We start from the raw sequence: 24,302 nt of genomic DNA on the forward strand, positions 1-24,302 counted from the left end.
TGAAGGGGGGTCTGTTTTGTCGATTCTACCGGGGTTGCGGAGTCCGCCGTCGTCCCGCCCGTACGGGGGTGCGGGGGCGGACTCCGCCGGGGCCCGGCCGGACCCGGTGTCTCAGCATCCGGGCCCCGTGTTGGCCCGCCCTCGGCAGCGGGGCCATACTGAGTTCCATGCAGCAGCACACGACCTTCGTCTTTACCTATGGCATCCGGCCCGCCGGCTGCCATGGTCGTGCTGCTTGATCCCAAGCAACGTTCCAGGCGCCCCGGGCCGAAAGGCCCGGGGCGCCTTGGCGTTACGGACCGGTCGGCCTCGGGGACCACACCCCACGAGGAGTCACCACCATGACCAGCACCGCCCCCGCGAAGACCGCCCCGGCGAAGACCACCGCCGAGAAGACCGGTGCGCACACCGAAGAGGCAGCCACGCTGATCGACGACGCGCGGTCCCGCATCGACACCCTCGACGACCGGATCATCGGACTCGTCCAGGAGCGGATGGCCGTCTCGGCGGTCATCCAGGAGGCCCGGATCACCTCCGGCGGTCGCCGGATCAGCCTCTCCCGCGAGATGGAGATCCTGGCCTCGTACCGGGACGCGCTCGGCAGGCCCGGCACCTCCCTCGCCATGACGCTGCTGGAGCTGTGCCGCGGCCGGGCGTGACGCCCCGCGGGCCGGAGGTCCCCCGGCGTATCCCAGTTCGGGCCGACTCTCACCCGTACGGCGCGTGACCGGGTCCGGCGCGGCTTCGTTGGTCCCGGTGTCCGTGCCAGCCAGGGGCGGCTCTGGAAGGAAACCACGCGTGGCTCCGCTGGAGCGTGTGGCGCACTGCAGGTGCGCCGTGGGACCGCGCCCCAGCGTGCGTGACCGGTCGGCAGGGGACAGCAGCCCGGTCACCCCAGGATACGGCCGGCTCCGGGGACGCCCGGAGCCGGCCGTATCCGGTTGAGATCCAGTCGAAACGGCCTGCGCGACGCGGGCCGCGTCCCGGCACCGACGTACGAAGGGCCCCGCCGACCGAACCCGGCGGGTTCTAGCGATCCCCGCAACACCCTGGATTTCAGGGAGTTGCGGGGATCGTGGATTTTGAGGAGTTGAAGGCGCGGTTCTTCGAGGCGCTGGACCGGGAGAACGGGAGTGTCTCGGGTGCTGCTCGGGCGGTTGGGGTGAGCCGACACACGGCGGCGGGCTGGGCGCGGAAGGCCGGCGTCCGTGGTCGTGGGAAGACGGGCACCAGTGGGCATCCGGGGCGGGCGGAGTACGACCGGCTTCGCGCGTCGGGGGTGCGACGACGGGATGCCGCGGCGCAGGTCGGGGTCCACGAGCGCACAGCCAAGGACTGGGACCGCGGGATCCGGAAGATCGGCAACGCGCGCCTGCACCCCGATGGGCGAGGGATCGACTACACAACGGGCATGACCAGCACCGTCGCCGTCACGTCGGCGCCCTCTCTTGCGGCAGTCGAAGCCGAGCTGCACCCACGGTTCCTGACGGTGGCCGAGCGGGAGTTGATCGCCGACATGCGTCGTGAGGGCCGCTCACTGCGGGCGATCGGACGGGCACCGGGCCGGCCGGCATCCACCGTCAAACGTGAGATCGATGCCCGTTGCGTCGAGGGCGTCTATCAGCCCCACCGGGCACAGCGGGCCTGGGCGAAGAGCCGGGCACGCCCCAAGCAGTCCAAGCTCGCCCACGACGGTCCGCTGCGCGAGTACGTCGCGGGCAAACTGCAGCAGCAGTGGTCACCCGAGCAGATCTGTCACGCTCTGGTCATGGAGTTCCCCGACGACGAGGGTATGCGGGTGAGTCCGGAGACGGTCTACCAGGCGATCTATGTCCAGGCCCGTGGCGGGCTGCGGCGCGAGATCGCACTCGCGCTGCGCACCGGGCGCACCCGCCGCAAGCCACACCGTGGCCCGGAGCAGCGCACTCGCCGGTTCGTCGACGAGATGGTGATGATCTCCGAGCGGCCTGCCGAGGTCGAGGACCGGGCGGTGCCCGGCCACTGGGAGGGCGATCTGATCGTCGGCCCCCGCAGCGAGAGCGCGATCGTGACGTTGGTCGAGCGTTCCACCCGCTACGTCATGCTCGGGCATCTGCCCGGCGGACACACCGCCGAGGAGGTCCGTGACGTGCTGGTGCCCTTGATCCAGACCCTGCCCGCGCACCTGCGCGGCTCGCTGACCTGGGACCAGGGCTGCGAGATGGCCGCGCACAAGCAGTTCACCGTCGCCACGGGAGTACCGGTCTACTTCTGCGATCCGCACTCCCCTGGCAGCGCGGATCGAACGAGAACACCAACGGTCTGCTGCGGCAGTACTTCCCCAAGAGCACCGACCTGTCCGTGCACAGCGCCGCAGACCTCGAACACGTCGCTCAGCAACTCAACGGCCGACCACGCAAAACGCTCGGCTGGAGAACCCCAGCCGAGCGCCTGCGTGATCTACTGACGACCGCATAGGCCATCAGGTGTTGCGAGGACCCCGAGAATCCGCCCAGCCGGTCCGCGGGGCCCTTTCCCGTGCGAGTGAGTCCGTTTCCCTTCGAAGCAGGGTCCGTTTCCCGTGGAAGCGGACGTGAGGGGCGTCACATAAAGGTTCTGTGAGCATCCGGACAACCATTGCGGCGGACCGCTGGTCAACCATGCGGAACCACCGGCCCCGCTCGTGCCCCCTCACGACGGGCCCGTCCCGAAACCCGTATCGCGCACCGCGCTACGCCGGACTTCCGAGGTCACCATGAAGCTTCGCCGCGCCCTGGCACTCGCCGCCGCCACGGCAGTCATCGCCCCTGCCGCGGTCCTGGCCGCCCCCGCCGCGTTCGCCGTGACGACGGACGGGACCGCTGCCGCCGAGGCCACCGGCTCGCCCTCACCGAGCGACTCCGGGTCCCCGGCGACCGATCCGAGCCCGTCCGCCTCCGCCTCCGAGTCCGCGTCCGCACCCGCCGGGGAGACCGGCGAGGAGACCGGCGCACCCGGTCCGGGCGAGACCTCCGAGAGCACCGGTCCGGCCCCGGGCGAGGCCGTCGGCGCGACCCCGAGTGATGCGGCGAGCGCCTCGTCGTCCGCCTCCCCGTCCGCCTCCCCGTCGGAGTCCGAGGACCCGGAGGAGCCGGCCGAGTGCGCCAAGTCCGACCTGGACATCTCCGTCAACGGCCTGCCCGGCCGGATCGCCCGGGGCAGCGGCTGGCACACGTTCAAGATGAACGTCTACAACTCCTCGAAGTCCGCCGTGAAGGAGATCGACTACTTCGCGGGCGCCTCCTCCGACAAGGCGGGCAACGACCTCTTCCGCTCGAAGCAGGTCAGCCTCCAGGCCCTCGACCCGGAGACCGACAAGTGGGTCGAGCTCAGCGAGGACGGCCGCGCGGTCGGTTACGTGGGCCAGTCCGACGAGATCCCCGCGGGGTACGAGGTCGGCATCCCGCTGCGCATCAATGTGAAGCCGACCGCCCCCGTCGGCGCCGGATTCACGCTCGGTGCCGGTCTGTACGTGGGCGACAAGGACTGCATGGGCGTCAGCGACGTCGCGTACAAGTTCAAGATCGTGGAGTCCGGCGGAAGCGGTTCGACACCGCAGACGGGCGGCAGCGCCCCAGTCCCGTCCACGAAGCCGGCCGACAACCCGACGGGCAAGGTGTCCGGCAGCCTCGCGGAGACCGGTTCGTCCTCCGCGCTGCCGGTGTTCGCCACCGCGGGCGGCGCGGCCGTGGTGCTCGGCGCGGGCGCGATGTTCATCGTGCGGCGCCGCAGGAACGGTGACGCCGGCGTGTGACGCGTCCGCTCACCGTGAGCATGGAGGGGCTGCACTCGGAGGGGGGTGCAGCCCCTCCCTGTTGTTCCGGTCCCCCTGATCCGACGATCCGATTCCGCTGTCCCGATTCCGCTGCGCCTGCTACGACTTCTACTACTCCTACGGCTGCTTCTACTACTCCTACGGCTGTTTCTTCGGCTTCTACGGCTGCTTCCTCGGCGGGACGGTCGGCAGCCCGAGGAACGGCAGCTTCAGCGCGCCGAAGGCGTCCTTCGGCACGGCCGGTGACCGCGGCTCGACCGCCGCCAGCCGTTCGTATGCCTCGCCCGGTGCCGGTCGCGGGTCCGCCTCGCCCTTGTTGGGCCAGAAGGACATGGCGCGCTCGGCCTGGGCGGTGATGGTGAGCGACGGGTTGACACCGAGGTTCGCGGAGACCGCCGAGCCGTCGACCACCGAGATGCCGGGGTGCCCGTGGAGCCGGTGGTACGGGTCGATCACCCCGTCGTCGGCGGTGGCGCCGATGGGGCAGCCGCCGAGGAAGTGCGCGGTGAGCGGGGTGCCCATCAGCTCGCCCACGTTCGAACCCGCGAAACCGTTGATCTCCTCGGCGAGCAGCGTGGCGCTGCGCGTCGCCTCCTCGATCTGGGTCGGGTTGGGCGCGCCGTGCCCCTGCCGGGCGGTGAGCAGGCCCTTCCCCATGCCGCCCGGCTTTCGGTACGTCGTCAGGGAGTTGTCGAGCGACTGCATGACGAGCCCGATGATGGTCCGTTCCGACCAGCGGCGGTTGGAGAGCGAACGCACGGCGAGGGTCGGGTGCTTGGCCATGTTGCCTAGCCAGCCGAGCACCCGTCGGCCGCCGTAGGGCACCTGGAGGATGGACATCGAGCCCATCGCGTTGGAGCCCTTGCCGTAGCGGACCGGCTCGATGTGGGTGTTCTCGTCGGGGTGGATCGAGGAGGTGATCGCGACTCCCCGGGTGAAGTCGGCCTTCGGGGTGCCGTGCTTCTTGCGATAGCGCCGGTCGCTGGTCTGCGAGCCGACGAGCGCCTCGGAGTTGGTACGGGTCAGCTCGCCGAGCCGGGCCGAGAGCCGGGGCAGCAGCCCCTTGTCCTTCATGGTGTGCAGCAGGGTCTGCGTCCCGTACGTGCCGGCCGCGACGACCACCTTGCGGGCGCGCAGCCGCGTGGGCTTCGCCTTCCTGCGGCGGTCGGTGGGAATGGTGACGACGTGGTAGCCGCCCTCCGGATCGTCGGTGATCGCGACGACGGAGGTCATCGGGTGGATGACGGCTCCGGCCTTCTCGGCGAGGTGGAGGTAGTTCTCGTTGAGGGTGTTCTTCGCGCCGTGGCGGCAGCCCGTCATGCATTCGCCGCACTCGGTGCAGGCCTTGCGGGCGGGGCCCGCGCCGCCGAAGTACGGGTCGGCGACCGTGCCGCCGGGCTTCGCCTTCGCCGTGCCGTCGGCGTCCTTGCCGTCGCCGAAGAAGACGCCGACCGGGGCGAGGTGGAAGGTGTCGCCGACCCCCATGGCCTGTGCTGCCGCCTTCAGATGGACGTCGGAGGGGGTCATCGTCGGGTTGAGCCGGACTCCGAGCATCCGCCTCGCCTGGTCGTAGTACGGCTTCAGCTCGTCCTGCCAGTCGGTGATGGCCGCCCACTGCCGGTCCTCGAAGAACGGCGCCGGGGGCACGTACAGCGTGTTGGCGTAGTTGAGCGAGCCGCCACCGACGCCCGCGCCGGCGAGCACCATCACATTGCCGAGCAGATGGACGCGCTGGATGCCGAAGAGCCCGAGGGCGGGGGCCCACAGGTAGTTCTTGAGGTCCCAGGAGTTCTTGGGGAGGGTGCCGGGGGTGAAGCGGCGGCCCGCCTCCAGCACCCCGACGCGGTACCCCTTCTCGGTCAGCCGCAGGGCCGACACCGCACCGCCGAAGCCCGAGCCGACGACGAGCACGTCGTAGTCGTAGGCGGCATCGTCGTCGGTCCTTTCCGGGGCAACGGGCCGATTCTGGGCAGGGCTGTCCTGGGACATGGCTCTCCTCGGTACGAAACGGGCGGAAGGTGCTGCGGTGCCACCGGGGTCAGCGCAGGCGGAACGCCTTCATCGCCTTGAGGCTGACGCTCATGAACGCCGCGTACTTCTCGTCGTCCATACCGAAGGACGGGGCGAGCGGAATCAGCCGCTGCTGGGCGACGGTCTGCGCCTCGGTGTACTTGAGGATGCCCTCGGAGCCGTGCCGACGGCCGAGTCCGGAGTCCTTCATGCCGCCCATCGGGGACTGCACGCTGCCGTACGCGGGGGCATACCCCTCGTTGATGTTGACCGTGCCGGTCCGCAGCCGGGCGGCGATCTGGTGGCCGCGCCTGGAGTCCTTGGTCCAGACGCTGGAGTTCAGGCCGTACGGGGTGGCGTTGGCGAGGGCGACGACCTCGTCCTCGTCGGTGAAGCGGTAGATGGAGACGACCGGGCCGAAGGTCTCCTCGTTGCAGACGGCCATCGGCGCCTCGACGCCGTCGAGGATGGTCGGCTCGTAGAACAGCGGGCCGATGTCGGGCCGGGCGACCCCGCCCGCGACGAGCCTGGCGCCCTTCTCGACGGCCTCCGCTACATGCCGGGTGACGGTCTCCAGCTGGCGCTCGCCGACCAGGGAGCCCATGTCGGCGCCGTAGGCGAGGGAGTTGCCGAGCCGCATGGCCTTCGTGCGGGCGGCGAAGCGGGCCACGAAGTCGTCGGCGACCGACTCGTGGACGTACAGCCGCTCGATGGAGATGCAGAGCTGACCGGCGGAGGAGAAGCAGGCGCGGACGGCGCCCGCGGCGGCCTTCTCCACGTCGGCGTCCTTCAGGACCAGCATGGCGTTCTTGCCGCCGAGCTCCAGCGAGACACCGACGAGCCGGGCCGCCGCGCCCTGCGCGATCTCGCGGCCGGTGCGGGTGGAGCCGGTGAACGAGACGTAGTCGGCGTGCTTGACGACCTCGGGGCCGACGACGGGTCCGTCCCCGAGGACGACCTGGAACACCTCGGCGGGCAGTCCGGCCTCGATCAGCAGGTCACGGGCCCACAGCGCGGTCAGCGCGGTCTCCGTGTCGGGCTTCATCACGACGGCGTTGCCGGAGACGAACGCGGGCAGCGCGTCGCCGACGGACAGCTCGAACGGGTAGTTCCACGGCGCGATCTGCCCGATGACGCCGCGCGGCTGGCGCAGCTCGGTGACCTTGGTGAGGGTCGGCACGACTCCGGTGTGCCGCTTCGGCCTCAGGTACGAACCGGCCCTGCGCCCGTAGTGGCGGGCCGCGACGGCGACGGCCTGCACCTCCTCGTGGGCGTGCAGCCGGGCCTTGCCGGTCTCCAGCTGGATGAGGTCGAGCACCTCGGCCTGGCGGCTGAGGACGAGGTCGTGGAAGCGGAGCAGTACGGCGGCCCTGGCGCGGACGGGCGTCGCGGCCCAGGCGGGCTGGGCCGCACGGGCCCGCTCGAAGGCGCTCGCCACGTCCTCGGGGGTGGACTCCGGCAGGTCGGCCAGCTTCTCCCCGGTGAAGGGGGTGTGGTTGGCCGTGCGGCCCGATCCGGCCACACCCCGGGTCAGCTGGGCGACCACCTCGGGAGTCACCACATCGGCGGCGGTGCGCACCCCCGCGGGGGCGGCGGCCACCGGGTTGGTGCCCAGCGGGGCTGCGGAGGTGGACGTGGAGGCCTGCGAGTCCGTCATGAGGGCGAGAGTACGTCCAGCCGCACGCTTTGGGTACCCGTGAGTAACGGGTTTTCACACTCCCCACAAACAAGCCAGTGATCACTGGCAACAAAGCCCCTGATCAGGAGCCCTGCCGTCGCAGCACGGCCCGGCGGGCCTCAGCCGGAGCTACCGGGCGCACGCCATCCGCGCAGCATCGTGTCGAACTGCGCCCGGGTCGTGTCCCAGTCGTCCGCCGGTCCCGTCATGTACATCGCGTACTCCGGACCGCTCTCCTCGCCGAAGTACATCTGGTCGATCGCGTGGCGCGGACCCGGATGGTCCTTGGTCTCGGTCCAGGTGAACTCCCAGAGCGAACCCGGCCGGTCCCGGTACGTGTTGGAGTGCAGGGTCTTGCGCTGGTAACCGGGAAGCCGTTTGGCGAGCTGCGTCTCCAGGCTCAGCATGTGCATGTACGGGTTCTCGAAGTCGGGTGCCGGGTCGATGCTGATCCGGATGTAGTGCACGCCGTTGTCCGGGGTGTAGTCGATCTGGTTGCCGTCCGCCCGGCGCTCCCAGCCGTCGGGCACGGTCAGGCTGAAGCCCTCGGGGTCGTTCACCCGGTGCCAGCCGTCGGGCACGTCCTTCGCCTTCACCTCGGGCTTGGCCGAGGGCGAGGCGCTGGGCTTCTCGGGGGCGGTGTTCGTGCGCCTGACCGTGTCGTCGCGCCCGGCGGTGCTCTCCGTCCGGTCCCCGTACTTCATCGCGGCGAGTCCCGCGCCACCGCCGACGAGCGCCGCGGCCGCGATGACCAGGACCACGGTGCGCCAGCGGCTGCGCCGGGCCGCCGGGGCGGGTGCCGGTGCGGGTGCGGGTGCGGGTGCGGCGGCCGGGGCCGGGGCCGCCGGGTGGGGCAGCTGAGTGGTCCCGGGCCCTGCCGGGCCGTCCGCGCCCAGGGAGCGCAGCACCTCGTCGGGGACGCTCTGCGTCGGCACGAACGCCTGCGCCGCCACGGGCGCGCGGCCCTCCATGGCGTCCAGCAGCATCCGTTCCGTCTCCGCAGCCGACGGACGCTCGTCCGGCTCCTTGCGCAGGAGCGCGGTGATCACGGAGGTCAGCGGGCCCGCCCGGCCGGGCGGCGGCGGCTCCTCGGCGACGACGGCCTGCATGGTGGAGATCGGGGACGTACGGCGGAACGGCGAACGCCCCTCGACCGCGGTGTAGAGCGTGGCGCCCAGCGACCACAGGTCGGACGCCGGTCCCGGGTCGCCGCCACGCACCCGCTCGGGCGCCAGGTAGTCGATGGAACCGACCAGTTCACCGGTCCGGGTGATGGTCGAGTCGCCCTCGATGGCGGCGATCCCGAAGTCGGTGAGCAGCACCTGGCCGTCCTTGGCGAGGAGCACGTTGCCGGGCTTCACGTCACGGTGCAGGACCCCCGCCCCGTGCGCGGCGCGCAGGGCGCTCAGCACATGGAGGCCGATCCTGGCGGCCTCGCGCGGCTCGACCTCGCCGGACTCCTTGGCGGCGTCGGCGAGGGACGGGCCGTCGACGTACTGCATGACGATCCAGGGCCGGTTGTCGTACTCGATCACGTCATGCACGGTGACCACGCCCGGGTGCGTGATCCGGGCAGCCGCGCGGGCCTCCTTCTGCGTGCGGGCGTGCAGCACGATCCGGTCGGCCTCGGCGACATAGAGACCGGCGGTCAACTCCTTGACCGCGACCGTGCGGTGCAGCACCTCGTCGTGGGCGCGCCAGACCTTGCCCATGCCCCCGCGCCCGAGAACCTCGCCCAGCCGGTACCTTCCGGCCAGCACCAGTCCCGTTTCCGTGCTCTGTGATCGATCCACGTATCCCCGCCCCGTTCCTCGGGTGCCAGATTACGGAGGGGATGCACGCCCACGGAACCTCGCACCGCCCACGAGACCGCACTGTGATGCTTGTCGCTCCGTCATCGACCGGGCCTTGTACGGAGAGGGTTCAGGGCGTCACGCGGTAGGAGGAGATGGCTTGTTCGTAGATGTCCGAAACCTTGTCGCGCCGGTTCTCCGGGCCGATGACCTGGATGACGTGGTAGCGGCCATCCACGACCATCACGAGATTGCGGGCGTAGACCTCGCGTCCCGACGCGTCCTGCCAGGTGAACTGGCCCTCCGCCATGGCCTGTCGTCCGACGTCGATCCGGCGCAGCCCGCTCGACCCCGACCAGCTGGAGTCGCGGAACTGCTGCAACTCCAGTTCCTTGTCGGCCTGGTACGCCAGCGGGTCGTTGCCGCCGGCCTTGACGGTGTCGCGTCCGGGGACGATCAGCAGGCTGAAGCCGTCGCTGCCGTAGCGGATCTGGCGGTCCGCGTTGGCGGGGCTGCGCTGCCAGCCCTTGAGCACGCCGACCTCGAAGCCCTCCGGGTCCTTGCGCAGGGTGTAGCCGGAGGCGAGCGCGACGGCGGAGCGGCTGGTCTGCGGCTGCTGCGCACCGGGTGATCCCGAGGACGTCGAGCCGCCGGACCCGCCGCTGCCGGGCTCCGGTGAACCGGACGCCGACGACGCCGGGCCCGTGGAACGGGCGCCCGGTTCACCGTCCGACTTGGGCATGAACATCACGGCGTACGCGATGGCCGCGACGAGGGCCAGCAGGATCAGCACCAGGAGCAGCCGCCCGAGCCGCCGCGGCGCCCGCCGCTCGCCGTCATGGGTGCGGGGCGGGGTGCGCAGTGCCTTGGGACCCTTGGGCTCACGCGGCACCCGGGGGGCCTGGGGAGGCCGGGGGGGCTGGGCGACCCGGGGGGCCTGGAAGGCATGGGAAGCCTTGGGGGCTCTTTCCGGCCCGGGTCCGTCCTGCCGGTCGGGCCTGTCCTTGGTGTGGCGGTGGCGGCCGTGGGCCGCGCTCCGGCCACGTCGTCTGCGGACCAGCTCGCCCCTGCGGCGCACGACGGGAAGCCGGGCGCTGTCGGCGGACGGCAGGGGCACGACGTCCAGACCGGCCTCGGGCTCGGGCGCCGAGCGCACCAGGGAGCGCAGCCAGCCGCTCAGCTCCTCGAAGTCCGGCCGCTCGGTGGGGTCCTGGCGCAGCAGGGACTCGACGACGGGACGCAGCGGGCCGCACTCCTCGGCGAAGGCGGGTGGTTCGCCACAGACCATCTGGACGAGCTCGGCGGCGTTCTCCTCGGGGTACGGGGCATGGCCCTGGACCGCGCGGTAGAGCAGGGCGCCGAGCGCCCAGAGGTCGGTGGAGGGGCCGATGGGCGGCGCCAGCCGCCAGTTCTCGTGGACGGGGCCGGCCTGCTCGGGCGCCCAGCGCTCGGTGACCGCGCCGACCACGGCGATCCGGGCCTGCCGGGCGCGCTCGGCGGCGAGCGGGGTGGCCGGGCCGCGGTAGGCGGAGCCGGTACGGCCGCTCCCGGCACCCTCGTCCCAGTGGCCCGGCTGTTGCTGTCGGCCGGGCCGGTGCGCGGGCAGTGCCGGAAGGTCGCCGTGGCGCCGGGCGTCGGCGCGCAGGGCGTCCTCGCCCGAACCTCCGGCGGGGACGGGGCGCCCGGATCCGGGGCCGTCGCTCCAGGAGCCGGTGAGGTGCAGCCGCCGCGCGGGTGGCCGACCGTCCTCGTCGTCGTCCTCGTCGTGAGGATCCGCTGCGTACGGGTCCTTGGTGTCCGGGTCGTCGGCGTACGGGGCGTCGGCGTACGGGGCGTCGGCGTACGGGACGTCGGCGTACGGGGCGTCGGTGGCGTGGCTCCGGCGAGCGGCCCGCTGCGGACGGCTGTGATCCGGGTCGGACGGTTCCGTGCCTTCCGGCCGTGCGGAACGCTGGACCGGCAGGCTGCCGGTGTCCTCCGCCTCGCCCGCCCCGGTGCGGCGCCGGTCCTCGCTGACGCGTGCGGCGGCGCGGGCGCCCGCGCGGTAGGCAGCGACGGCTCCGGCGCGCGCGGCCCGCAGGTGCGCGGCGTCTGCCGTTCCGTCGTCGGGGCGGTCACCGCCGCCGTACGGGTCGTCATCGCCGTACGGGTCACCGCCATACGGATCTTCGGCGTACGGATCACCGCCGTACGGTTCGTCATCGCCGTGGGAGTCGCCGTACGGTTCGTCATCGCCGTGGGAGTCGCCGGTCGCCCGGCCCGCCTCGATCGCGGCCGGGCCGCGTGAGGCCGGCACCTCGGCCGGAGGGGCGGGCGCGGACGGCATGGGCGGCGGGGGCGGTATGGCAGGCGGAGGCGGCGCGAACACCCCGGCCGGGCCCGTGCCGATCGCCGGGCGGCCGAACCCGCCCTCGTCGCCGAACCCGCCCTCGCGCCCGTGGCCGCTCTCGTGCCCGCCCTCGCGCCCGTCCTCGTCCTCGTCGAGTTGCGGTGTCGGTACGTACCCGCAGAGCGCCTCCTCCGCCGCCCCGGCCGCCAGGCCGGTCAGCACCACACGGCCGTCGTCACAGATCAGCACCGTGCGGACGGTGATGTTCCGGTGGGTCCAGCCGTGGGCGTGCAGCACCCGCAGCGCGGTCAGCACGTCGGAGCCGATCTCGGCGGCCCGGAAGGGATTGAGCGGTCGCTCCATGAGCAGGGCGGCGAGCGGGCGGGCCGCGACGAATTCGCTCACGATCCAGAGCGAACCCGCCTCGGCGAACACGTCGAAGACCTGGTCGAGCCTGGGGTGGTCGGGCACCTGCGCCGCCGCCTGTGCCGCTTCCACGGCGCGCCGGACCGCCGGGTCCGCGGGCGCGCGCACGGCCCGTCCGGTGGCCCGTCGGTCCGCCGGGCCGGGATCGTCGGCGTCGAGCACCTCGGCGTCCACCACCTCGGGCAACGGCACCTGCCGGACCAGGACTTCTTGTCCGCTGTAGGTGTCGAATGCCCGGGTCTCGACCATTTCGTACTCATCGGTCGAAGGCAGCGGAAGGCGGTAGCGGTCGGCAAGTACCCGACCCGCGTAGTCGTCCACGACGCCTCCCCAGAGCGCGCTGTCCCCCCGGCCACGAAGACCGCGTCCATCCATCAATTGCGGTCACTTACCGTGCAATTGACCTGCCGTTCCGGCTGCGTACGGTCTTCAGGCTCTCACGATACGTGGCAAGTGTCGGCCGCGCGGCTGGGTCGGCTCATCCCGGCCCTTTTCACCACGGGTCAGTCGATGGGCTTGAACGTGTCGAACGCGGTCTTGCGCAGCGTCCGGCACTCCGCGCCGTCCCACTCGTCCGCCTTGCAGCTGATCATGATCGCGTAGCCATGGCCGGCGTCGACCTTGAAGCCCCGGTTGAGCACATGGACCCGCTGGCCGTGCTGGGTGCGCTCGAACTGCCAGTCGGCGACGGTCGGGTAGCCGTTGTACTGGACCTTGTCGATGCCGAGTTGACGGAAGTCGTTGCTGCTGGCCGCGACGGCGGCCTTCGCCGCGTTCCAGGCCGCGGCCGCGTCGCCACCGGGCGAATCGGTGTAGTCGACCTGGATACGGGGAAAGCCACCGCTCACGTTGTAGATGGCACCGGAGTTGTCGCCCACCTTCTGGTCGAAGCGGAAGTCCTCGGGCATGGCGATCGTGAAGTGGAATTCCTTGTTCGTCACTGTCCGGAACCCGGCGGGCAGCGCGTCCCCCGGCTTGTCGCCCTTGTCGCTGCCCTTGTCGCTGTCCTTGCCGTTGCCCTTGTCCTCGCCCTGGCCCTGGCCCTGGTTGCCGCTCTGGTCCTGGCCCTTGCCCTTGCCCTGGTCCTTGCCGCTGCCGCTGCCGCTGCCGCTGTCCGTGGAACCACCGGTCGCCGTCGAGGGACCGGCCGAGGTCGACTTGTCGCCCTTGCCGTTGCCGTTGCTCGCGTCGTTCTCGTCGTTCCCGCCGAGCGTGAGCGCGAGGACCGTGCCGATCACGGCGAGCACGATCACGGCCGCGATGATCGCCAGGGTGCGGCGCGGGACCACATCCGTGATGGACGCCCTGGGCGGGGTGGCCGGTGACGTCGCCGGGCGCGGCGGCGGCACGACGGCGGAGGTCGCAGCCCCGCCGGCCGCGGCAGCCGCGGGCCGGGCGGGCTTAGCGGGGGTGTCCGCGCCACCGGCCGCGGGGGCGTCCGACGGAGGCGTCTTGGGCGCGGGCGGCGCGGTGACCGAGGCCGCGACGGCCGGTGCCGCCTTCGCGTTCCGTACGGAGCGCAGTGCGCCCCGCAGCCGGTCCCGCGTGCCCTCGCCCTGTTCCGCGGGGGTCGGCGTCGCCTTGGCACGGGGCCCGGCCGGAACCTTGGGCAGCGCCATGACCTGGGTGGCGTCGGCGGGCGGGGGCACCACCGGGTCCGGCTTCTCGGGGGCGTGGATCACGTCGTTGAGCAGGGCACGGGCGCCCGCGTCGTCGAGCCGCTGCTCGGGGTCCCTGGCGAGCAGGCCGTAGATGACCTCCTCCAGCGGACCGGCGTTCTTCGGCGGGTCGAGCGGTTCGGTCATCACCGCGGTCAGGGTGGCGATGGCCGACCCCTTGTCGTACGGCGGTGAGCCCTCGACGCTGGCGTACAGCAGTCCGCCGAGCGACCAGAGGTCGGCGGGCGGTCCCGGCTTGTGGCCGCGGGCACGCTCGGGCGAGATGTACGAGGGGGCGCCGACGAGCATGCCCGTCGAGGTGACCGACGGGTCGCCCTCGACCTGGGCGATACCGAAGTCGGTCAGCACGACCCGGCCGTCCTCGGCGATCAGCACGTTGGACGGCTTCACATCACGGTGCAGGATGCCCTCGCGGTGCGCCGAGCGCAGCACATCGAGGATGGCGAGGCCGACCTCGGCGGCACGCTTCGGCGTCAGCACGCCGTCCTCGCGCACCGCTTCGGCGAGGGACTTGCCCTCGATGAGCTCCATCACGATCCACGGCCGGTCGTCCTCGTCGACCACGTCGTAGACCGTCACCGCGCCGTTGTTGCGGATCCTGGCAATCGCCTTCGCCTCACGCAGCGTGCGCGTGATGAGCCGTCGCTTCTCGTCGTCGTCGATGGCCGAGGGGAACCGCAGTTCCTTGACCGCGACCGTGCGGCCCAGCGTCTCGTCGACGGCACGCCAGACCGTGCCCATACCGCCCCGGCCGAGCACCTCCCCGAGCCGGTAGCGCCCCGCAAGGAGACGTCCGTCCTTGTCCCGTTGGGGCTCCCGTGCCTGCTCCGCCTCCGACATGCGTCCCCTCTGCGATCAACCCGCCCTGGCAGAGCGTTCATTGTCCCTCACCCCGGCACCGGTCATGGTGCCGGGTCCGCAGGCCCGTCATGATGTGCCCGGAGGAAGGGAATCCCTGCCATGCCGATACTCAGGGCGTTGTTCGCCGCCCCGTTGGTGCTGGCGCTGTTCGTACTGGGAACAACGACCCCGCCCAGCGAACCACACCTCACCCCCGCAGCCACCTACCTGCCCCGGCTCGTCACCGAGGGCGGCGCTCCCACGGCGGCGCTGCTGGCCCATCGTGCCTCTTCCGCACCGTACGACACCTACCGCTCGACAGGCCCCAATGTCCGACGGGCGGACCGGTTCCGGGCGGGCAGCATCACCAAGACCTTCGTCGCCACAGTCGTGCTCCAACTCTTCCGGGAACGCAGGCTGCGGCTGACGGACACGGTCGAACGGCTGTTGCCGGGGCTGGTGCACGGCAACGGCAACGCCGGCCGCCGCATCACCCTGCGCGCCCTGCTCAGCCAGACCAGCGGCCTCTACGACTACACCGCCGCCCCATCGGCCCACCCCCTCTCCGCCACCGCGGCGGTCCGCGTCGCCCTGTCCCACCGTCCGACGGGTGCCCCCGGCCGCTACGCGTACTCCAACACCAATTACGCCGTACTCGGACTCGTCGTTCAACGGGTCACCGGACATCCCTACGCCACCGAGATCCGCAACCGCGTCATCACCCCTCTCCGTCTCACGGGCACCTCGCTCCCGGGCACCCGGACCGCTCTGCCCGTCCCGCACGGCCGCGGCTACACCCGCGATCCGGCCGACGGCAGCCTGCGCGACGCCACCGCGCTCGACCCGCGCACGGCGGGCGCGGCCGGCGAGCTGATCTCCACGCTCGACGATCTGAACCGCTTCTACGCGGCCCTGCTGGGCGGCCGTCTCCTCGCGCCCGCCCAGCTGGCGATCCTGCTGAACACCGGGGCCACGCACGGCGTCTACGGCCTGGGCATCTACCCGCAGAAGCTCTCCTGCGGCATCACCGTCTGGGGGCACAACGGCCATATCGCGGGCAGTTACGTCCGGACCGCCGCCACCCGTGACGGCAGACACACCCTGACGTACCGCATCGACACGGACACTCTGGCCGACGCGGAGCCCCTCGAATCCGCGCTGCTGGACGCGGATTTCCGCGACGGGACGCCGAAGCCCCGGAGTTCCTAGGGCGTGTTTCAGATCGGCACGATGTCCGGAGCCCCGAGCCGCGCCGCGTCGGCCGTGAGGTCGTCCGGCTGCCGCTGCGACTCCCGCTCCGCCTGCACCCGCTTCTCGTAGTGCTCGACCTCCCGGTCGATCTGCCCCTCGTCCCAGCCCAGCACCGGCGCCATCAGTTCCGCGCAGAGCCGGGCGCTGTTCGTGCCCCGGTCGAAGGTTTCGATGGAGATCCGGGTCCGGCGGGTCAGCACGTCGTCGAGATGGCGGGCCCCCTCGTGCGAGGCCGCGTAGACGATCTCGGCCTTCAGGTAGTCGTCCGCCGCGGGCAGCGGCTCCCCCAGCACCGGATCGCCGAGGATCAGCTCGAGGATCTGCTCGGTCATCGAGCCGTACCGGTTGAGCAGGTGCTCCACCCGGGCGACATGGAGGCCCGTGCGGGCCGCGATCCTCGCGCGGGCGTTCCACAGGGCCGGGTATCCCTCCGCCCCCAGCAGCGGTATCTCCTCGGTGACGCAGGCCGCCACCCGCTGGTCCAGGCCGTGCACCGCCTCGTCCACGGCGTCCTTCGCCATCACTCGGTACGTCGTGTACTTGCCGCCCGCCACGACCACGAGGCCCGGCAGCGGATGCGCCACCGTGTGCTCGCGCGAGAGCTTGCTGGTGGCATCGGACTCGCCGGCCAGCAGCGGCCGCAGCCCGGCGTAGACGCCCTGGACGTCGTCCCGGCTCAGGGGCGTGGCCAGGACCGAGTTGACGTGTTCGAGCAGGTAGTCGATATCGGCGCTGGACGCCGCCGGGTGCGCCTTGTCCAGGTCCCAGTCGGTGTCCGTCGTCCCGATGATCCAGTGCCGTCCCCATGGGATGACGAAGAGGACGGACTTCTCGGTCCGCAGGATCAGGCCGGTCGAGGAGTGGATGCGGTCCTTGGGGACGACCAGGTGAATGCCCTTGGACGCCCGGACGTGGAACTGTCCGCGCTCCCCGATCAGCGCCTGGGTGTCATCCGTCCAGACCCCGGTCGCGTTGACCACCTGCTTGGCTCTGACCTCGTACTCCCCGCCAGCCTCGACGTCCTCCACCCGGGCGCCGACGACCCGCTCGCCCTCCCGGAGGAAGCCGATCACCCGCGCGCGGTTGGCCACATGTGCGCCGTACCCGGCGGCGGTGCGCACCAGGGTCGCCACATAGCGGGCGTCGTCCATCTGCGCGTCGTAGTACTGCAAGGCGCCGACCAGGGCGTCCTTCTTCAGTGCCGGGGCGACCCGCAGGGCATGGCGGCGGGAGAGATGCCGGTGCACGGGCAGGCCGCGGCCGTGGCCCGACGACACCGACATCGCGTCGTAGAGCGCCACGCCGGAACCGGCGTAGAGCCGCTCCCAGCCCTTGTGCTGCAACGGATAGAGGAACGGCACCGGCTTCACCAGATGCGGAGCCAGCCGCTCCAGGAGCAGCCCGCGCTCCTTCAGTGCCTCCCGGACGAGCGCGAAGTCGAGCATCTCCAGATACCGCAGCCCGCCGTGGATCAGCTTGCTCGACCTGCTCGATGTGCCCGACGCCCAGTCGCGGGCCTCGACCAGGCCGGTCGAGAGTCCTCTCGTCGCCGCGTCCAGCGCCGTACCGGCGCCGACCACGCCCGCCCCCACGACCAGCACGTCCAGTTCGCGCTCGGCCATCGCGGCCAGCGCCTCGGCGCGCTCCGCAGGTCCCAGTGTCGCTGTCCTCACCGCTGCCTCCCGGGTAGATCGGGGTGGTCCGGCACGGGGACGCGACCCGACCCGGCGGTCGGGGCGGCCCGTGCCCACCTCTCGATTCTGTCCGCCGTCCACGACTTCGGCCACCGCCTGTGGACAACACCAGGACGACAGGAGGTCCGCAATGCGACATATAGGTCATATTTACGCCTAGTGTGACATTGCGCTGTCCACAGCGGTTGCGCTTTCTGCCCTCATGGTCCATAGACCGACCGGGAAGGACGGCCCATCCACATGCCCGCAGACCTCGCCGTCATCGGACTCGGCCACCTCGGCCTGCCTCTCGCCCAGGCCGCCGTGGCCGCCGGCGTGCAGACCATCGGCTACGACACCGACCCACGCGCCTGCACGGAACTCTCCGCGGGCCGCACCCCCGTCGAGGGATCGCTCACCGCCTCGGACGTCCGCCGGATGCTCTCGGGGGGTTTCCGGCCCACCACCAACCCGGCCGAACTGGGTCGGGTCCGTACCGCGGTGATCTGCGCCCCCGCCCCGCTCGGCGCCGACCGCACCCTCGACCTGACCGCCGTCGGCGACGCGGCCCGCGCGCTCGCCGCCCGGCTGCGCCCGCACACCACCGTCCTGCTGGAATCGGCCGTGCCGCCCGGCACCACCGAGAACTACCTGCTGCCGCTGCTCGAAGAGGGCTCGGGGCTGCGCGCCGGCCGCGACTTCCACCTCGCCTGCTCCCCCAGCCGCCTCGACCCCGGCAACCGGAGCCACGTCCACGCCAACACCCCCAAGGTCATCGGCGGCCTCACCCCCGCCTGCACCGAATCCGCCGCCGCCTTCTACGGCCGGCTCACCGACAAGGTCGTCCGGGCCCGCGGGCCGCGCGAGGCCGAGATGACGAAAGTCCTGGAGACCAACTTCCGGCACGTCAACATCGCCCTGGTCAACGAGATGGCTGTGCTCTGCCACGACCTCGGCGTCGACCTGTGGGACGTCATCCGGTGCGCCGAGACCAAGCCCTTCGGCTTCCAGCCGTTCCGTCCGGGCCCCGGCGTCGGCGGCCACGGCGCACCCGTCGACCCGGGCTACCTCCCGTACAACAGCCGCACCCCCGGCCACCCCCTGCGGATGGTCTCGCTCGCGCAGGAGATCAACGGCCGGATGCCGCAGTACGTGATCCAGCGCTGCGCCACCCTGCTGAACGAACACGGCAAGTCCGTGCGCGGCGCCCGGGTGCTGCTGCTCGGGGTCACCTACAAGCCCGACCTCGCCGACCAGGAGGGCTCCCCCGCCCGGGAGATCGCGACCCGGCTGATGGACATGGGCGCCCAGATCGGCTACCACGACCCGCACGTCCTGGACTGGCGGGTGCGCGAACTCCCGGTCCCGCGCGCCGACTCGCTGTACGAGGCGGCGTCGAGCGCCGACCTCACGGTGCTGCTCCAGCACCACCGGACGTACGACCTCCAGGGCCTCGCGGTGAAGGCCCAGCTCCTCCTGGACACCCGGGGCGCGACCCCGGCGGGGGCCGCACACCGGCTGTGAGAGCCCTTCCCCCGGGATTTCGGTGGGCGATGTCACAGGCTGCTGCTAGCCTGCGGCGTCACTTCTCGCACAGTCGTGCGCTTCCGTCCCAGGGGGGATACCACCATGAGCCAGCCCGTGCCGCCGTCGGACCAGCCGCAGCAGCCGTACAACGCCCAGCCCGGCGGCAACCCGTTCGCGGGCCAGCAGCCCGGCGCCCCGACGGGCAACCCCTTCGCGGGCCAGCAGCCCGGCGCCCCGTTCGGCGGCGCGCCGTTCACCCCGCCGGCCCCGGCACGCAACAACATCGGCCTCGGCCTGGTCGCCGCCGTCGTCGCGGCCGTGGTCGCCGCGGGCCTCTACGGGGCCATCATCGGCGCCACCAAGCACGAGATCGGCTACGCGGCCGTGGGTGTCGGCTTCGTCGTCGGCTTCGCGGCGGGCAAGGTCGGCGGCCGCAACCCCGTGCTGCCGGTCGTCAGCGCCGTGCTCGCGCTGGTCGCCGTCTACTTCGGCCAACTGCTCGGCGAGGCGATGATCGCGGCCAAGGAGCTCCCGGTCACCGTCTCCGAGCTGTTCTTCGACCACTTCAGCCTGCTGAACGAGGCGTGGAAGGCCGACTCCGACTTCATCTCGTACCTCTTCTTCGCCATCGCGGCGGTCGCCGCGTTCTCCGGCGCCAAGAAGGCCGCCGACTAGTCGCGGACCGCACCCCGCGCACACCGGAGGGCCCGGACCGCAGCTGCGGTCCGGGCCCTCCCGTCATGTTCGGAACACTCAGCGGCGGTGCTGCGAGTCCGCCACGGTGACCTCGACGCGCTGGAACTCCTTGAGGTCGCTGTACCCCGTCGTCGCCATCGCCCGGCGCAGCGCGCCGAAGATGTTCATCGAGCCGTCGGGGGTGTGCGAAGGACCGGTCAGGACCTCCTCGGTGGTGCCGACCGAGCCCAGGTCCACCAGCTTGCCGCGCGGCACGTCCTCGTGGACGGCCTCCATGCCCCAGTGCCGGCCGCGACCGGGCGCGTCCGTCGCACGGGCCAGCGGGGAGCCCATCATCACGGCGTCCGCGCCGCAGGCGATGGCCTTGGGCAGGTCGCCGGACCAGCCGACACCGCCGTCCGCGATCACGTGCACGTACCGGCCGCCGGACTCGTCCATGTAGTCGCGGCGGGCACCGGCCACGTCGGCGACCGCGGTCGCCATCGGGACCTGGATGCCGAAGACGTTGCGCGTGGTGTGCGCGGCGCCGCCGCCGAAGCCGACGAGGACACCGGCCGCGCCGGTACGCATCAGGTGCAGGGCGGCGGTGTACGTGGCGCAGCCGCCGACGATCACCGGGACGTCCAGCTCGTAGATGAACTGCTTGAGGTTGAGCGGCTCGGCGGCACCCGAGACGTGCTCGGCGGAGACCGTCGTGCCACGGATGACGAAGATGTCCACGCCCGCGTCGACGACGGCCTTGGAGAACTGCGCGGTGCGCTGCGGGGAGAGCGCGGCGGCGGTGACGACACCGGAGTCGCGCACCTCCTTGATGCGCTGTCCGATCAGCTCCTCCTGGATCGGGGCGGAGTAGATCTCCTGGAGGCGGCGGGTCGCCGACTCGACGGGCATCTCGGCGATCTCGTCGAGCAGCGGCTGCGGGTCGGCGTGCCGGGTCCACAGGCCCTCGAGGTTGAGGACGCCGAGACCGCCCAGCTCACCGATGCGGATCGCGGTCTGCGGGGAGACCACGGAGTCCATGGGAGCGGCCAGGAACGGCAGCTCGAAACGGTAGGCGTCGATCTGCCAGGCGATCGAGACCTCCTTCGGGTCGCGGGTACGACGGCTCGGAACGACGGCGATGTCGTCGAATGCGTACGCCCGGCGGCCGCGCTTGCCGCGCCCGATCTCGATCTCAGTCACGTGTGTGGCCTTTCCCTCTGCGTTTCAGCGCCTTCCAGTATCCCCGACATGCGCGCCAGGGGCGGCCCCGGGAGTCCCGGGGCCGCCCCTGGCACTGTCGGCGGCTACTTGCTGCGGCTGTAGTTCGGCGCCTCGACCGTCATCTGGATGTCGTGCGGGTGGCTCTCCTTGAGCCCCGCGGACGTGATGCGGACGAAGCGGCCCTTGGTCTCCATCTCGTCGATGGAGGCGGCGCCCACGTAGCCCATCGTCTGGCGAAGGCCGCCGACGAGCTGGTGCAGCACGTTGGCCAGCGGGCCGCGGTAGGGCACCTGGCCCTCGATGCCCTCGGGCACGAGCTTGTCGTCCGAGGCCACGTCGGCCTGGAAGTAGCGGTCCTTGGAGTACGAGCGGCCCTGCCCGCGGGACTGCATCGCCCCGAGGGAGCCCATGCCGCGGTACGACTTGAACTGCTTGCCGTTGATGAAGAGGAGCTCACCGGGAGACTCCTCGCAGCCCGCGAGAAGGCTGCCCAGCATGACCGTGTCGGCACCGGCGGCGAGCGCCTTGCCGATGTCGCCGGAGTACTGCAGACCGCCGTCGCCGATGACCGGCACGCCGGCCGCGCGGGCGGCGAGAGCGGCCTCGTAGATCGCGGTGACCTGCGGGACGCCGATACCGGCGACCACGCGCGTGGTGCAGATGGAGCCGGGGCCCACGCCGACCTTGACGCCGTCGACACCGGCGTCGATCAGGGCCTGCGCGCCGTCACGCGTCGCGACGTTGCCGCCGATGACGTCGACGCCGACGCTGGACTTGATCTTCGCCATCCAGTTCAGCGCGTTGCTGTTGTGTCCGTGCGAGGTGTCGACGATGAGAAAGTCCACGCCCGCCTCGGCCAGGCCCTGCGCGCGCTCCAGGGCCTCGGGGCTGGCCCCGACGGCCGCGCCGACGAGGAGGCGGCCCTCGGCGTCCTTGGCCGCGTTCGGGTACTGCTCGGCCTTCACGAAGTCCTTGACCGTGATGAGGCCCTTGAGCACGCCCGCCTCGTCGACCAGCGGAAGCTTCTCGATCTTGTGGCGGCGCAGCAGCTCCATGGCGTCGACGCCGGAGATGCCGACCTTGCCGGTCACGAGCGGCATCGGCGTCATGACCTCGCGCACCTGACGGCTGCGGTCGGACTCGAACGCCATGTCGCGGTTGGTGACGATGCCGAGCAGCTTGCCCGCCTGGTCGGTCACCGGGACGCCGCTGATGCGGAACTTGGCACACAGCGCGTCGGCCTCGGCCAGCGTCGCGTCCGGGTGCACGGTGATCGGGTCGGTCACCATGCCGGACTCGGAGCGCTTCACGAGGTCGACCTGGTTGACCTGGTCCTCGATCGACAGGTTGCGGTGCAGCACACCGACGCCGCCCTGCCGCGCCATGGCGATGGCCATGCGGGACTCGGTGACCTTGTCCATCGCCGCGGAGAGCAGCGGAATGTTCACGCGCACGTTGCGGGAGATGCGGGACGAGGTGTCGACTGCGTTGGGCAGCACCTCGGATGCGCCGGGCAGCAGCAGCACGTCGTCGTATGTCAGCCCGAGCGTCGCGAATTTCTCGGGCACTCCGTCGACGTTTGCAGTCATGACACCTTCCTCAAATGGCCTTGATCGGTGCGGATGTCCATGCTAACGGCCTCCGGGGGTGTCTCATTCCACGAGCAAGATCACCTGGAGGTTCTGTAGCTTCGTACGGAACCTTCCGTACGGACCCGACCGGGGTCCGCTCACTGCTCCGCGAGGGCCCGCAGCCTGCTCAGGGCCCGGTGCTGGGCGACCCGGACAGCGCCCGGCGACATGCCCAGCATCTGTCCGGTCTCCTCTGCGGTCAGTCCGACGGCGACCCGGAGAACGAGCAGCTCGCGCTGGTTGTCCGGGAGGTTGGCGAGGAGCTTCTTCGCCCAGGCCGCATCGCTGCTGAGCAGGGCGCGCTCCTCGGGCCCGAGCGAATCGTCCGGCCGCTCGGGCATCTCGTCGGACGGCACGGCCGTCGATCCCGGGTGCCGCATGGCGGCGCGCTGGAGATCGGCGACCTTGTGGCCCGCGATGGCGAACACGAAGGCTTCGAAGGGTCTGCCGGTGTCCTTGTAGCGCGGCAGCGCCATCAGCACCGCGACACAGACCTCCTGCGCCAGGTCCTCCACGAAGTGGCGGGCATCACCGGGCAGCCGGTTCAGCCGCGACCTGCAGTAGCGCAGCGCGAGAGGATGGACATGGGCCAGCAGATCATGGGTGGCCTGCGCATCGCCCTCGACGGCACGGTGCACCAGCGCACCGATCCCCGTCGTCTCGTCGTCGCGCATCGGACCATGGTGCCCCGGAGCCGTGTCATCCGTGCCGCCGCGTCCGTAGTTGTGCACCGAAGCGTTATGAGCGGGTGCGCCGGAAGTCATGTCCTGCGCCCTCCCCTTCCGCTCGACCGAATCGTTCCCCAGGAACTCCACATCTCAAGGATGCGGCATCGGCCGGGAAGCGTCACATACCGTCGGCGCGACGGGCTCCGCGATGGGAGCGGAACCCGTCCCGCGCACGTCGGTCACGTCGCCCCGTCCGCCGGAGCGCGGACGGGGAATCGATCGACTGCCGGCCACGGCCGGACCTCAGCGGACCAGGCCCCAGCGGAAGCCGAGCGCCACGGCGTGCGCCCGGTCCGAGGCGCCGAGCTTCTTGAACAGACGCCTGGCGTGCGTCTTCACCGTGTCCTCCGAGAGGAACAGCTCACGTCCGATCTCGGCGTTCGAACGGCCGTGGCTCATCCCTTCGAGTACTTGGATCTCACGCGCCGTGAGCGTCGGCGCCGCACCCATCTCGGCCGACCGCAGCCGGCGCGGGGCGAGCCGCCACGTCGGATCGGCCAGCGCCTGGGTGACGGTGGCGCGCAACTCCGCACGGGAGGCGTCCTTGTGCAGATAGCCGCGGGCACCGGCGGCGACCGCGAGCGCGACACCGTCCAGGTCCTCGGCGACGGTCAGCATGATGATCCTGGCCCCGGGGTCGGCGGAGAGCAGCCGCCGGACCGTCTCCACACCCCCGAGACCGGGCATGCGTACGTCCATCAGAATCAGATCCGAACGATCGGCGCCCCAGCGGCGGAGGACTTCCTCGCCGTTGGCCGCCGTCGTCACCCGCTCGACGCCGGGCACGGTCGCGACCGCGCGACGGAGCGCTTCTCGGGCAAGCGGGGAGTCGTCGCAGACGAGGACGGATGTCATGACCGTCCTCCGCAGCTGATGCGCGTCACCTTGAGCCTCCAGGCTGTTACAAGTCGTCACCTGTGCGGTTGACACTCTCGGACACCTGCCCGATCGCTTTTTTCGTCAACCGCTTCCGCCCTCTCAACGATGGTCACTCGAAAGAGTTACGGGTCGGACAAGCGGGTTCGGCACTCTACGTGAGGGGGCG

The 24,302-nt window shown here is 71.4% G+C and carries 15 protein-coding genes and 1 pseudogene; 6 read left to right on the forward strand and 10 right to left on the reverse strand.

Going from position 1 to position 24,302, the window contains the following annotated elements; translation table 11 throughout:
• The first annotated feature begins 341 nt into the window (after nt 1–341).
• From OG520_RS15675 to OG520_RS15685, 3 genes and pseudogenes are all read left to right on the forward strand, one after another.
• Entirely contained in the window at nt 342–659 is a 318-nt protein-coding gene (locus tag OG520_RS15675; protein ID WP_406013587.1) for a chorismate mutase, read from the forward strand.
• Between the two features lie 620 nt (nt 660–1,279).
• Nucleotides 1,280–2,457 (forward strand): annotated as a pseudogene (locus OG520_RS15680) (IS30 family transposase).
• A 277-nt stretch (nt 2,458–2,734) separates the two neighbouring features.
• Entirely contained in the window at nt 2,735–3,772 is a 1,038-nt protein-coding gene (locus OG520_RS15685) for an LAETG motif-containing sortase-dependent surface protein (RefSeq protein WP_406013588.1), read from the forward strand.
• A 180-nt stretch (nt 3,773–3,952) separates the two neighbouring features.
• Here OG520_RS15685 and OG520_RS15690 read toward each other — a convergent pair whose 3' ends face one another.
• The 5 genes from OG520_RS15690 to OG520_RS15710 all read right to left on the reverse strand — a co-directional run bounded on the left by OG520_RS15690 (nt 3,953) and on the right by OG520_RS15710 (nt 14,548).
• Nucleotides 3,953–5,782, reverse strand: a complete 1,830-nt coding sequence (locus OG520_RS15690) for a GMC oxidoreductase (protein ID WP_406013589.1) — start codon at nt 5,780–5,782, stop codon at nt 3,953–3,955.
• 49 nt (nt 5,783–5,831) lie between these two features.
• Nucleotides 5,832–7,460 carry a succinic semialdehyde dehydrogenase gene (locus tag OG520_RS15695; protein WP_406013590.1) on the reverse strand — a complete coding sequence of 543 codons (1,629 nt, stop codon included), beginning with the start codon at nt 7,458–7,460 and terminating at the stop codon, nt 5,832–5,834.
• Between the two features lie 140 nt (nt 7,461–7,600).
• Nucleotides 7,601–9,274 (reverse strand): serine/threonine-protein kinase, encoded by a 1,674-nt coding sequence (locus OG520_RS15700; protein ID WP_406013591.1) that lies wholly within the window; start codon nt 9,272–9,274, stop codon nt 7,601–7,603.
• A 130-nt stretch (nt 9,275–9,404) separates the two neighbouring features.
• On the reverse strand, nt 9,405–12,350 hold the full coding sequence (locus OG520_RS15705) for a protein kinase (protein ID WP_406013592.1): 2,946 nt from the start codon (nt 12,348–12,350) through the stop codon (nt 9,405–9,407).
• A gap of 182 nt (nt 12,351–12,532) precedes the next feature.
• On the reverse strand, nt 12,533–14,548 hold the full coding sequence (locus OG520_RS15710) for a serine/threonine-protein kinase (protein WP_406013593.1): 2,016 nt from the start codon (nt 14,546–14,548) through the stop codon (nt 12,533–12,535).
• A 120-nt stretch (nt 14,549–14,668) separates the two neighbouring features.
• Between OG520_RS15710 and OG520_RS15715 the strand changes: the two genes are divergently transcribed.
• Nucleotides 14,669–15,757, forward strand: coding sequence for a serine hydrolase domain-containing protein (locus OG520_RS15715; RefSeq protein WP_406013594.1), 1,089 nt, complete (start codon nt 14,669–14,671; stop codon nt 15,755–15,757).
• An 8-nt stretch (nt 15,758–15,765) separates the two neighbouring features.
• Here the strand turns inward: OG520_RS15715 and OG520_RS15720 are convergent, their stop codons facing one another.
• On the reverse strand, nt 15,766–17,472 hold the full coding sequence (locus OG520_RS15720) for a glycerol-3-phosphate dehydrogenase/oxidase (RefSeq protein WP_399327227.1): 1,707 nt from the start codon (nt 17,470–17,472) through the stop codon (nt 15,766–15,768).
• A gap of 261 nt (nt 17,473–17,733) precedes the next feature.
• Here OG520_RS15720 and OG520_RS15725 point away from each other — a divergent pair, with 261 nt between their 5' ends.
• Nucleotides 17,734–18,996 (forward strand): nucleotide sugar dehydrogenase, encoded by a 1,263-nt coding sequence (locus OG520_RS15725; RefSeq protein WP_399327225.1) that lies wholly within the window; start codon nt 17,734–17,736, stop codon nt 18,994–18,996.
• Between the two features lie 105 nt (nt 18,997–19,101).
• Entirely contained in the window at nt 19,102–19,674 is a 573-nt protein-coding gene (locus tag OG520_RS15730) for a hypothetical protein (RefSeq protein WP_406013595.1), read from the forward strand.
• A gap of 78 nt (nt 19,675–19,752) precedes the next feature.
• On the opposite strand, the gene OG520_RS15735 is transcribed toward OG520_RS15730, so the two are convergent.
• The 4 genes from OG520_RS15735 to OG520_RS15750 form a co-directional block, all read right to left on the reverse strand.
• Nucleotides 19,753–20,877: a GuaB3 family IMP dehydrogenase-related protein gene (locus OG520_RS15735; protein WP_072486665.1), complete on the reverse strand. Its 1,125-nt coding sequence runs from the start codon at nt 20,875–20,877 to the stop codon at nt 19,753–19,755.
• A gap of 104 nt (nt 20,878–20,981) precedes the next feature.
• Nucleotides 20,982–22,487, reverse strand: a complete 1,506-nt coding sequence (gene guaB / locus OG520_RS15740) for an IMP dehydrogenase (RefSeq protein ID WP_266415361.1) — start codon at nt 22,485–22,487, stop codon at nt 20,982–20,984.
• Nucleotides 22,488–22,627: 140 nt separating this feature from the next.
• Nucleotides 22,628–23,203, reverse strand: a complete 576-nt coding sequence (locus OG520_RS15745; RefSeq protein WP_072486721.1) for a sigma-70 family RNA polymerase sigma factor — start codon at nt 23,201–23,203, stop codon at nt 22,628–22,630.
• Between the two features lie 297 nt (nt 23,204–23,500).
• On the reverse strand, nt 23,501–24,112 hold the full coding sequence (locus OG520_RS15750; protein ID WP_003948568.1) for a response regulator transcription factor: 612 nt from the start codon (nt 24,110–24,112) through the stop codon (nt 23,501–23,503).
• Between the last annotated feature and the right edge of the window lie 190 nt (nt 24,113–24,302).

The sequence above is a fragment of the Streptomyces sp. NBC_00984 genome (genome assembly GCF_045162475.1).
Classification (GTDB): domain Bacteria; phylum Actinomycetota; class Actinomycetes; order Streptomycetales; family Streptomycetaceae; genus Streptomyces.